General features: G+C 64.4%; 10 protein-coding genes. 1 reads left to right on the plus strand and 9 read right to left on the minus strand.

All coding sequences use genetic code 11. The features are described 5' to 3' along the window. The first annotated feature begins 259 nt into the window (after positions 1-259). A complete protein-coding gene (locus tag AC0SZ7_RS13450) occupies positions 260-718 on the plus strand; it encodes a DUF721 domain-containing protein (RefSeq protein ID WP_475504875.1) in 459 nt (152 codons plus the stop codon). 66 nt (positions 719-784) lie between these two features. On the opposite strand, the gene lpxC is transcribed toward AC0SZ7_RS13450, so the two are convergent. From lpxC to murD, 9 genes are all read right to left on the minus strand, one after another. Continuing rightward, positions 785-1696: a UDP-3-O-acyl-N-acetylglucosamine deacetylase gene (gene lpxC / locus AC0SZ7_RS13455; RefSeq protein WP_008365412.1), complete on the minus strand. Its 912-nt coding sequence runs from the start codon at positions 1694-1696 to the stop codon at positions 785-787. Between the two features lie 112 nt (positions 1697-1808). Beyond that, entirely contained in the window at positions 1809-2999 is a 1191-nt protein-coding gene (gene ftsZ, locus AC0SZ7_RS13460; RefSeq protein WP_475504876.1) for a cell division protein FtsZ, read from the minus strand. Positions 3000-3061: 62 nt separating this feature from the next. Then, a complete protein-coding gene (gene ftsA, locus AC0SZ7_RS13465; protein ID WP_008365410.1) occupies positions 3062-4318 on the minus strand; it encodes a cell division protein FtsA in 1257 nt (418 codons plus the stop codon). Positions 4319-4332: 14 nt separating this feature from the next. Further along, complete coding sequence (locus AC0SZ7_RS13470; protein WP_475504877.1) at positions 4333-5202, minus strand: cell division protein FtsQ/DivIB; 870 nt, start codon at positions 5200-5202, stop codon at positions 4333-4335. A gap of 4 nt (positions 5203-5206) precedes the next feature. Continuing rightward, entirely contained in the window at positions 5207-6166 is a 960-nt protein-coding gene (locus tag AC0SZ7_RS13475; RefSeq protein ID WP_475504878.1) for a D-alanine--D-alanine ligase, read from the minus strand. After that, entirely contained in the window at positions 6163-7617 is a 1455-nt protein-coding gene (gene murC / locus AC0SZ7_RS13480; protein WP_475504879.1) for a UDP-N-acetylmuramate--L-alanine ligase, read from the minus strand. The genes AC0SZ7_RS13475 and murC overlap by 4 nt, the downstream gene beginning before the upstream one ends. Next, positions 7610-8680 (minus strand): undecaprenyldiphospho-muramoylpentapeptide beta-N-acetylglucosaminyltransferase, encoded by a 1071-nt coding sequence (gene murG, locus AC0SZ7_RS13485; RefSeq protein WP_475504880.1) that lies wholly within the window; start codon positions 8678-8680, stop codon positions 7610-7612. The genes murC and murG overlap by 8 nt, the downstream gene beginning before the upstream one ends. Further along, on the minus strand, positions 8670-9884 hold the full coding sequence (gene ftsW / locus AC0SZ7_RS13490; RefSeq protein WP_475504881.1) for a putative lipid II flippase FtsW: 1215 nt from the start codon (positions 9882-9884) through the stop codon (positions 8670-8672). Before ftsW ends, murG begins: the two co-directional genes overlap by 11 nt. Then, positions 9881-11227, minus strand: coding sequence for a UDP-N-acetylmuramoyl-L-alanine--D-glutamate ligase (gene murD, locus AC0SZ7_RS13495; RefSeq protein ID WP_475504882.1), 1347 nt, complete (start codon positions 11225-11227; stop codon positions 9881-9883). The genes ftsW and murD overlap by 4 nt, the downstream gene beginning before the upstream one ends. Between the last annotated feature and the right edge of the window lie 3 nt (positions 11228-11230).

Below are 11230 nucleotides of genomic sequence, written 5' to 3' on the forward strand. Positions count from 1 at the left end.
TGGAGGGCGGCCCCGTGAGTCGCCCGTGCAGCCCTCATGGCCGCATGCGAACGAGCATTCTACCCGGAAACGGCGAGGAGGAAAGTGGCGTTATTTCCACGATGCTGGCACAGCGCTTTGACGGGGCTTTTTTACAATAAGGGCTTTTTTCCCAACTTCAACCCATCAGGTGCAGAAGTTATGTAACCGGTCAGGGTATTGCGGCTTGAATCGGGCGCTTTCTGCTACCATGGCGGCTCTGTAACTTCAGGTTTCCCCTATGGCCTTCCGCCCCCTCCCCGCCCGGGCGCCCGGCGTTTTGCTGCGCGAAGCCAAGCCCCTCAAGGCCCTGTTCAGCCAGGCCCAGCGCCTGTCCCACCTGCAACGGCTGTTCGAAAGCCAATTGCAGCCGGCCGCCCGCCCACACTGCTACGTGGCGTCCTGGCGTGAAGGTTGCCTGCTGCTAATTGTCACTGATGGCCATTGGGCCACACGCCTGCGCTACCAGCAGAAGCGCCTGCAGCGCGACCTGCAGGCCCTGGCGGAATTCGCCAGCCTGACGCGCATCCTGTTCAAGGTGCAGCCACCCACGGTGCAGAGCAGCACCGGTAGCCGCAGCATCGACCTGTCGGCGCAGTCGGCGGAAAATATCCAGTCCACCGCCGAAGGCATCACCGACCCCAACCTGCGCGCCGCCCTGGAGCGCCTGGCAGCGCATGCGGGCAAGCCCAAGGCCTGATTGGCGGGCATAAAAAAGGCCACCCGAAGGTGGCCTCAATAACATCTAGAGAAGAGAGTGTTCGACTTACACTGCCGCCACGGGACGCATGTAAGAGATCGGTGCCGTGCTGGCATCTTCGAATGTCACCACTTCCCAGGCATCCTTCTGCTCGATGAGCTTGCGCAGGAGCTGGTTGTTCAGCGCATGGCCGGACTTGAAGCCACGGAACTCACCAATCAGGCTGTTGCCCAGCAGGTAGAGGTCACCGATGGCGTCGAGGATCTTGTGCTTGACGAATTCGTCTTCGTAGCGAAGACCGTCTTCGTTCAGCACGCCGTCCTTGTCGACCACGATAGCGTTTTCAACGCTGCCGCCGAGTGCGAGGTTGTGCTTGCGCAGGTACTCGATGTCACTCATGAAACCAAAGGTACGGGCGCGGCTGACTTCCTTCACGAAGGACGTGCTGGAGAAGTCGACGCTTGCACTTTGGGTGCGGTTGCGGAACACAGGGTGATCGAAATCGATCTCGAAGCTCACCTTGAACCCGTCGAATGGCACGAAAGTGGCGCGCTTGTCGCCATCTTCCACAGTCACTTCGCGCAGGATGCGGATGAATTTCTTGGCTGCGTCCTGTTCTTCCAGGCCGGCAGATTGAATCAGGAATACGAAGGGTCCTGCACTACCATCCATGATCGGGACTTCGGACGCGGAGAGCTCGACGTAGGCGTTATCGATGCCCAGGCCAGCCATGGCCGAGAGCAAGTGCTCAACCGTGTCTACCTTGGTATCGCCGTTGACCAGAGTGGTCGACATCGTGGTCTCGCCGACGTTTTCCGCACGCGCAGGAATCTGCACCATTGGATCCAGGTCGGCACGACAGAAAACGATGCCAGTATCCACGGGTGCAGGCTTGAGAGTCAGGTATACCTTCTCCCCAGAGTGCAGGCCGACACCGGTGGCACGGATAATATTCTTCAGGGTGCGTTGTTTAATCATGGCATTGGCCGCTTCAGCGCAAATTGCGAACTGGTATCAACAAAGGCTGGCGATAATAGCAGACCCGGCCTTTGCTGAACACCAATCACCTTCATAGCCCTGATAAATTCCATCAATCAGCCTGACGACGCAGGAATGCCGGGATGTCCAGGTAGTCCAGATCGTCTTGCGGGTTAAGTTTGGCAGCCTGTGCCGCGCCTGCGTGTGCCTGGTTGCGCATCACGGTAGGACGGTCCAGGTCACGGTAGTTCACCGACGGCAGTTCCTGACGAGCGGGCGCTTGCACAGCGGCTTGCTGGGCGGCGGCCTGCAGGGTGTTGTCGATGATCTTCACCGGCTTCTCGATCTTCGCGCCCAGGCCCGTGGCAACCACGGTCACGTGCAGCTCGTCGCGCATGTCCGGGTCGATTACGGTACCGACCTTGACCATGGCGTGGTCGGAGGCGAACGCTTCGATGATGCTACCCACGTCGGAGTATTCACCCAGCGACAGGTCAGGACCTGCGGTGATGTTCACCAGGATGCCGCGGGCGCCCTGCAGGTTGACGTCTTCGAGCAGCGGGTTGCGGATGGCCGCCTCGGTCGCTTCACGCGCACGGTTCGGACCGCTGGCGCAGCCGGTACCCATCATCGCCATGCCCATTTCGCTCATGACAGTGCGAACGTCGGCAAAGTCGACGTTGATCATGCCCGGGCGCTTGATGATGTCGGAGATACCGCGAACGGCACCGGCCAGTACATCGTCAGCCTTGGCGAACGCGGACAGCAGGCTTGCGTCCTTGCCCAGGATGGTCAGCAGCTTCTCGTTGGGAATGGTGATCAACGAGTCGACGCTTTCCGACAGCGCGCGAATGCCTTCGTCGGCGATCTGCATGCGCTTGCGGCCTTCGAACGGGAACGGACGCGTCACGACCGCAACGGTCAGGATGCCCATTTCCTTCGCCACTTCGGCGATGATGGGCGCAGCACCGGTACCGGTACCACCGCCCATGCCGGTGGTGATGAAGACCATGTTGGTACCCACCAGCACTTCGGCGATACGCTCGCGGTCTTCCAGGGCTGCCTGGCGGCCCACTTCAGGGTTGGCGCCAGCGCCCAGGCCCTTGGTCACGCCGGTGCCCAGTTGCAGGATGGTGCGCGCACCAATGTTCTTGAGGGCTTGAGCATCGGTGTTGGCGCAGATGAACTCGACGCCTTCGATGTTGCTCTTGACCATGTGATTGACCGCGTTGCCGCCGCCACCACCCACACCGATAACTTTGATTACCGGGCTTTGCGGGATGTTGTCTACAAGTTCGAACATGTTCCCTCTCCTTTCTCTAGTTTTAGCGCCTACTACTGCCTTTGAAGCTTTAAATCTGAAACCTAGAAGTTGCCTTGAACCCAACGTTTCAATCTTTCCAGCACAGGTGCCTTGGGTTCATCGCCGTAGCTGTTGCTGTTACTCAGGCCGGTCAGGGTGGTGCCATCGTTCTGCTTTTGCAGCCCGTACATCAGCAGGCCCACGCCGGTCGAGTAAATCGGGTTGCGCACGACATCTGCCAACCCGCGAACCGAATGCGGTACGCCCAGGCGCACCGGCATGTGGAAAATCTCTTCGGCCAATTCGACCGCGCCTTCCATCTTCGACGTGCCACCGGTCAGCACGATGCCGCCAGGGATCAGGTCTTCGTAGCCGCTGCGACGCAGTTCGGCCTGGATCAGGGTGAACAGCTCGTCGTAGCGCGGCTCCACCACCTCAGCCAGGGCCTGGCGCGACAGTTCGCGCGGCGGACGGTCGCCCACGCTCGGCACCTTGATGGTCTCGCCGGCGCCGGCCAGCTTGGCCAGGGCGCAGGCGTAGCGGATCTTGATCTCTTCGGCGTACTGGGTCGGGGTACGCAGCGCCATGGCGATGTCGTTGGTGACCTGGTCGCCCGCGATCGGGATCACCGCGGTGTGGCGAATGGCGCCTTCGGTGAAGATGGCGATGTCGGTGGTACCGCCACCGATGTCCACCAGGCACACGCCCAGCTCTTTCTCGTCGTCGGTCAGCACCGAGTAGGCCGAGGCCAGTTGTTCGAGGATGATGTCGTCGATTTCCAGACCGCAGCGGCGCACGCATTTCTCGATGTTCTGGGCGGCGTTGACCGCGCAGGTGACCACGTGGACCTTGGCTTCCAGGCGCACGCCGGACATGCCCAGGGGCTCGCGCACGCCCTCCTGGTTGTCGATGGAGTAGTCCTGCGGCAGGGTGTGCAAGACCCGCTGGTCAGCCGGGATGGCCACGGCCTGGGCGGCGTCCAGCACACGCTCCAGGTCGGCGCTGCTGACTTCGCGGTCGCGGATGGCGACGATGCCGTGGGAGTTGAGGCTGCGGATGTGGTTGCCGGCGATGCCGACGAACGCCGAGTGGATACGGCAGCCCGCCATCAGCTGGGCCTCTTCCACCGCGCGCTGGATCGACTGCACCGTGGACTCGATGTTCACCACCACGCCCTTCTTCAGGCCGCGCGAGGGGTGGGTACCGATCCCGACGATATCCAGCGAACCGTCATCCGCGACTTCGCACACCAGCGCCACCACTTTGGAGGTACCGATGTCCAGACCGACGATCATTTTCCCGCTTTGCACGTTTGCCATGGTCCTGCCTCTTCTTAATTCTTCGCGACGGCGGCTTGGGCCGTCGGCTTCGCATTCTGATCACGCCAGGCCACGGCCAGGCCGTTGGCGTAGCGCAGGTCGATGCTTGCGATATTCGTGATCTGGTCTTTCAGTGTTTTGTCGTAAATGGCAATGAAACGGCGCATTTTCTCGACGAGGTGGTCACGCCCCAGCAACAGTTCGATGCCGGGACCTGCGCTTCCTGCGCCGGTGGTGAGGAACCAGCTGCCCCGCTCGCGCAGCTCCAGCCGCACGATGGAGAAGCCCATGGGCCGCAGCATCTGGCTCAGCACCTGGTACTGCTGCATCACTTGCTGCTGGGCACGTTGCGGCCCCACCAGCTGCGGCAGGTGCTCGTAGTTGGCCAGTTCGCGCGGCGCAAACGCCTCACCCTGGTTGTTGAGCAGTGCCGAGTCCCCCCAACGGGCCACGGGCAGCTGCTCTTCCAGCCGGATAACCACCTGGTCAGGCCACACCCGGCGAACTTCGGCGTGGGCGATCCACGGCATCTGTTCAAGCTCGGTGCGCATGCTGGTCAGGTCGATGGTAAAGAATGTCGAATCCACGTACGGGGCGATGCGCTGCTGCACCGCCTGCTGGCTGATGTAGCTGAGGTCGCCCTGCACGTTGATCTTGGTGATCGGCCGGTCGGCGTAGGGCATCAGGTAGATGGCGCCCTCGTAGGTACCGACGCCCAGCACCACCAGCAACACCGGCCAGAACAGCTTCTTCAGGAAGCTGAAATTGGCCTTGCGTACCCGCGTGCCCATGGGCTCGGTGGCCACCATGCGGCTGGCGCCACGGGGCACCGGCTTGTTGCGGCCGGGTACGGGTTGCTGATGACGAAGCGTCGCGCCGTTCATGGGTTTACCCTCGCGCCTCTACGCTGTCGGCCAGGATCGCCAGCACCAGTTGCTGGAAATCGATGCCGGCAGCGCGAGCTGCCATGGGGACCAGGCTGTGGTCGGTCATGCCTGGGGCCGTGTTGACTTCCAGCAGCCAGAAACGCCCCTGCTCGTCCTGCATGACGTCGACGCGGGCCCAGCCGGCAATGCCGACGGCTTCACAGGCACGGGCCGTGAGGTCGATCAGCTCTTGTTCGCGGGTGGCGTCGAGGCCGCACGGGATTCGATACTGGGTATCGTTGGCCACGTATTTGGCGTCGTAGTCGTAGAACGTGTGCGGGGTGCCCAGGGCGATAGGCGGCAGAACCTGGCCACGCAGGGTCGCAATGGTGAACTCCGGACCTTGAATCCATTGCTCAACCAGGACTTGCGAATCGTAGGTGCTGGCCGCTTTCCATGCGCCGATCAATTCTTCGACGCTGGTCACTTTGGCCATACCGATACTTGAACCTTCATGGGCCGGTTTGACGATCAAAGGGAAGCCCAGTTCCGCGCCTGCGGAAATACAATCTGCCTCGCTGGCCAAAACCGCGTGGTGCGGGGTCGAAAGACCCAGGCTTTGCCACACCTGCTTGGTGCGCAGCTTGTCCATCGCCAGGGCCGACGCCAGGATGCCGCTGCCGGTGTAAGGGATGCCCAGGCACTCCAGCAGGCCTTGCATGCTGCCGTCTTCACCGCCACGGCCGTGAAGGATGACGAAGGCGCGGTCGATTTTCTCGCTTTGCAGGCGCGCCAGCAGGTCGTCGCCCACGTCCAGGCCGAAGGCGTCCACGCCGGCGCCTTGCAGGGCTTCAAGCACGGCGGCGCCGGATTTCAGCGAAACCTCCCGCTCGGCGCTCTTGCCGCCGTAAAGCACGGCCACGCGCCCGAAATCCTTCGGGGCAATGGTCGATAGCAGGGAGGAAGTGGTGCTGGCTGTCATTTCAATTTCCCCTCGCCGGCCTTGTCAGCGGCGAACAACGGACTTTTCAGTAATTGCGGGGCGAGCCCGCCGATGTCGCCGGCGCCCTGGCACAGCAGGATGTCGCCGGCACGCAGCAGTGGCTTGACCAGTGGGGCCAGTTCCACGCCGCGTTCAATGTAGATAGGGTCGAGCTGGCCGCGCTGGCGGATGCTGTGGCACAGCTGGCGGCTGTCCGCGCCCGGGATAGGCTCTTCGCCAGCCGGGTAGACTTCCATCAGCAGCAGCACGTTGGCGTCGGCCAGCACCTGGACGAAATCGTCGTACAGGTCGCGGGTACGGCTGTAGCGGTGCGGCTGGTAGACCATCACCAGGCGGCGCTCCGGCCAGCCGCCGCGCACGGCGCGGATGACCGCGGCTACCTCGGTCGGGTGGTGGCCGTAGTCGTCGACCAGCATCACGCTGCCGCCGTCCACCGGCAGTTCGCCGTACACCTGGAAGCGTCGGCCCACACCCTGGAAGCCCGACAGGCCCTGCACGATGGCCTCGTCGGTGACACCTTCGTCAGTGGCAATGGCGATGGTGGCCAAGGCGTTGAGCACGTTGTGGTTGCCGGGCATGTTCACCGACACGTTCAGCGGCTCGCGGTCGCGGCGCAGCACGGTGAAGTAGGTCAGCATGCCTTCCTGGCGGATGTTGATGGCGCGCACATCGGCTTCTTCGCTGACACCGTAGGTCAGGGTCGGACGGGCGATCTGCGGCAGGATCTCGCGCACCACCGGGTCGTCCAGGCACACCACGGCCAGGCCGTAGAACGGCAGGTTGTGGAGGAAGTCGACGAAGGTTTTCTTCAGCTTGTTGAAGTCGCCCCCGTAGGTGGCCATGTGGTCGGCGTCGATGTTGGTGACCACGGCCACCAGCGGCTGCAGGTGCAGGAAGCTGGCGTCGCTTTCATCGGCTTCGGCGATCAGGTAGCGGCTGGTGCCCAGTTGCGCGTTGGTGCCGGCGGCGTTCAGGCGGCCACCGATGACAAACGTCGGGTCCAGGCCACCAGCGGCGAACACCGAGGCGATCAGGCTGGTGGTGGTGGTCTTGCCGTGGGTGCCGGCCACGGCGATGCCGTGACGGTAGCGCATCAGCTCGGCCAGCATCTCGGCACGCGGCACTACCGGAATGCGGCGCTCAAGCGCGGTGGCCACTTCCGGGTTGGAGGTGTTCACGGCGCTGGAGACTACCAGCACGTCGGCGGTGGCGGCGTTCTCGGCACGGTGGCCGATGAAGATCTGCGCGCCAAACGACTGCAGGCGCTCGGTGACCGGCGACGCCTTGAGGTCGGAACCCGACACCTGGTAACCCAGGTTCAGCAGCACTTCGGCGATGCCGCACATGCCCACGCCGCCGATGCCGACGAAGTGGATGCGACGGATGCGGCGCATTTCCGGTTGTGGCATGGCTTTCTGATTCTCAACCATGGGCCACCTCCAGGCAGACGTCGACGACGGTACGGGTTGCATCGGGCTTGGCCAGGCGGCGTGCGGTGCTCGCCATGGTGTTGAGTTTTTCCGGTTGCATCAAAACCTCGTTCAGGCGTTCAGCCAGCTCGGCTGCGCCGGTTGTCGCTTGTGGCATCAGGAAGGCAGCGCCTTCACGGGCCAGATATTCGGCGTTGCGGGTCTGGTGGTCGTCGATTGCGTGCGGCAGGGGCACCAGCACCGAGGCCAGGCCGGCTGCGGCCAGCTCGCTGACGGTCAGCGCGCCTGCGCGGCACACCACCATGTCGGCCCAGCCATAGGCCTGGGCCATGTCCTTGATGAACGGCGCCACTTGCGCCTCGATCCCTGCCTCGCGGTAACGCTGGGCGGTGACTTCATCGTGTTGCTTGCCGCTCTGGTGGAACACCTCGGGGCGAATGGCCTCGGGCACCAGTGCCAGTGCGGCGGGAATCAGTTTGTTCAACGGCTCGGAGCCCAGGCTGCCACCGGTGATCAGCAGGCGCGGCCTGCGCCCGGCCAGGGCCTGGCGCGGGGTTTCCAGGAACAGCTCGGGGCGCACCGGGTTGCCGGTGGTGCGGCGCTTGGCCGAGGCACCGAAGGTGTTCGGGAAGGCCTCGCAGATACGCGCGGCCAGCGGCGCCAGCAGGCGGTTGGCGGTACCGGCCACGGCGTTCTGCTCGTGGACGATCACCGGCACGCCGCACAGGCGCGCGGCCAGGCCGCCGGGGCCGGTGACGTAGCCACCGAAGCCGACCACGCACACAGGCTTGAGCTGGCGCATCACCTTGCGCGCCTGCAGCAGCGCGCGTACCAGCACGAACGGCGCCTTGAGCAGCGACAGCTTGCTCTTGCCACGCAGCCCGGCAACGTTGATCAGGTGCAGCGGCAGGCCTGCCTGCGGCACCAGTTCGTTCTCGATGCCGCGCGGGGTGCCCAGCCAGTGCACGGTGTAGCCACGGGCCTGGAACTCACGGGCGCAGGACAGCGCCGGGAACACATGCCCGCCGGTGCCGCCTGCCATGATCAATACGTTACCGGCCACGGGCTGGCTCCTCTGCGAAGTCGCTCTCGTTGAACTCGGTTTCCTCACTGCCCAGGTGCGTGCGGCTCTCCCATTCGATGCGCAGCAGCAAGCCCAGGCAGGCACAGCAGATCACCAGCGAACTGCCCCCGTAGCTGAGGAACGGCAGGGTCAGGCCCTTGGTGGGCAGCAGGCCGACGTTCACGCCGATGTTGATCAGGAACTGGCCGATCCACAGGAACGACAGGCCATACGCCATGTAGGCGGCGAAGAACTGCTTGGAACGCTCGGCCCAGACGCCGATGTACATGCCGCGAATACACACGAACACGAACAGCGCCACGGTGCACAGCGAGCCGACCACGCCCAGTTCCTCGGCCAATACCGAGAACACGAAGTCGGTGTGCGCTTCGGGCAGGTAGAACTGCTTCTGCACGCTGTTGCCCAGGCCTGCGCCCAGCCAGCCGCCGCGACCAAAGGCGATCAGCGCCTGGGTCAACTGGTAGCCGGAACCGAACTGGTCGGCCCAGGGGTCGGTGAAGGTGGTCAGGCGCGCCATGCGGTACGGCTGCGCCTGCACCAGGATGAACACCGCGGCCACGGCCAGCACCACCATCAGGGCGAAGCGGAACAGGCCTACGCCACCCAGGAACAGCATGGCCGCCGCGGCGCCCATCATGACCACGGTGGCACCGAAGTCGGGCTCCATCAGCAGCAGCACTGCCATGGGCAGCAGCACGATGAACGGCTTGAAGAAGCCCATCCAGGTCTCGCGCACTTCCTTCTGCTGGCGAATCAGGTAGCCGGACAGGAAGATCACCACGAACACCTTGGCGATCTCGGAAGGCTGCACGTTGAAGGCGCTGAAACCGATCCAGCGCATGGAACCGTTCACCTCGCGGCCAATGCCGGGCACCAGCACCAGCACCAGCAAGCCGAAGGCGCCGATCAGCATCAGCCAGCCCAGGCGCTGCCAGGTGGCGATGGGAATCATCATGGTCACGCCACAGGCGCCCAGGCCCAACACCAGGTACACCAGGTGGCGGATCATCATGTACAGCGGGTTGCCCGATTGCACGGCGGCCACTTCGGACGACGCCGAGGTGATCATCACCAGGCCCAGGCCCAGCAGCGCGAGGCAGCCGGCCAGCATCGGGAAGTCGACGTCGATGCCGCGGCCGGTAATCAGCGGCGACGGGTACGGCTTGATCACGCCAAAGATCATGACAAGCCCTCCACGGCCTGGGCGAACAGGCGCCCACGCTCTTCGTAGTTCTTGAACATGTCCAGGCTCGCGCAGGCTGGCGACAACAGCACGGCATCGCCGGGCTGGGCCAGGGCGGCGCATTGAGTCACGGCTTCGTCCAGGGTCTTGACGCGCACCAGTGGCACCTCATCGCCCAGCACAGCGGCGATCAGCTCGGCGTCGCGGCCCAGCAGCACCACGGCGCGGCAGTGGGCCGCCACCGGGGCCTTGAGGCCGGAGAAGTCGGCACCCTTGCCATCACCGCCGGCGACCAGCACCAGCTTGCCGTCGATGTCGGCGCCCAGGCCTTCGATGGCGGCCAGCGCAGCACCGACGTTGGTGGCCTTGGAATCGTCGTAGTAGCTGACACCGTCACGCTCGCGCAGCCATTGGCAGCGGTGCGCCAGGCCGGCGAAGGTGCGCAGGGTGGCCAGCATCGGCTCGAACGGCAGGCCCACCGCGTGGCCCAGGGCCAGGGCGGCCAGGGCATTGGCCTGGTTGTGCGAGCCGCGGATCTTCAGTTCACTGACCGGCATCAGGTTCTGGAATTCGAACGCCAGGTACTTCTGGCCGTTCTCTTCGCGCAGGCCGAAGGCCTTGAAGTCAGGCTTGTTGAGGCCGAAGGTCCAGCATGGCAGGCCCTCGCCCATCAACGGCCGGGTCAGCGCGTCCTGGCGGTTGTAGACCACCTGGCGGGCGCCACGGAAGATCCGGTGCTTGGCCAGGTGGTACGCTGGCAGGCCGCTGTAGCGGTCCATGTGGTCTTCGCTGATGTTCAGCACGGTGGCCACTTCGGCGTTGAGCTGGTCGGTGGTCTCCAGCTGGAAGCTCGACAGCTCCAGCACGTACAGCTCGACGTCGTCGGCCAGCAGGTCCAGCGCCGGCGTACCGAGGTTGCCGCCCACGGCGACGCGCTTGCCCGCGGCAGCGGCCATGTCGCCCACCAGGGTGGTCACGGTGCTCTTGGCGTTGGAGCCGCTGATGGCGACGATGGGCGCCTGCGCGTTACGCGCGAACAGCTCGATGTCACCCGACAGCCGCACGCCACGGGCAGCGGCCTGCTGCAGCGCAGGCGTGGCCAGGGCCAGGCCGGGGCTGACCAGCAGCTCGCTGGCGCGGCACAGGAATTCCACGTCCAGCTCGCCACAGCGCACTTCCACCTGCGGGTAGTCACGACGCAGCGTCGCCAGCTCCGGCGGATTCTCGCGCGTGTCGGCCACGGCAAAGGCAATGCCCCGGCGCGCCAGGAAGCGCACCAGGGACATGCCGCTCTTGCCGAGGCCGACAACGATGCGGAATTGGTCAGAAGCGATCAGGGACACTCG

This window comes from Pseudomonas sp. JC1203 (assembly GCF_056175065.1).

Excerpts from the sequence above, each read along its gene's own strand:
- AC0SZ7_RS13450 (WP_475504875.1), top strand. The coding sequence starts at position 260 with ATGGCCTTCCGCCCCCTCCCCGCCCGGGCGCCCGGCGTTTTGCTGCGC.
- lpxC (WP_008365412.1), bottom strand. The coding sequence starts at position 1,696 with ATGATTAAACAACGCACCCTGAAGAATATTATCCGTGCCACCGGTGTC.
- ftsZ (WP_475504876.1), bottom strand. The coding sequence starts at position 2,999 with ATGTTCGAACTTGTAGACAACATCCCGCAAAGCCCGGTAATCAAAGTT.
- ftsA (WP_008365410.1), bottom strand. The coding sequence starts at position 4,318 with ATGGCAAACGTGCAAAGCGGGAAAATGATCGTCGGTCTGGACATCGGT.
- AC0SZ7_RS13470 (WP_475504877.1), bottom strand. The coding sequence starts at position 5,202 with ATGAACGGCGCGACGCTTCGTCATCAGCAACCCGTACCCGGCCGCAAC.
- AC0SZ7_RS13475 (WP_475504878.1), bottom strand. The coding sequence starts at position 6,166 with ATGACAGCCAGCACCACTTCCTCCCTGCTATCGACCATTGCCCCGAAG.
- murC (WP_475504879.1), bottom strand. The coding sequence starts at position 7,617 with ATGGTTGAGAATCAGAAAGCCATGCCACAACCGGAAATGCGCCGCATC.
- ftsW (WP_475504881.1), bottom strand. The coding sequence starts at position 9,884 with ATGATCTTTGGCGTGATCAAGCCGTACCCGTCGCCGCTGATTACCGGC.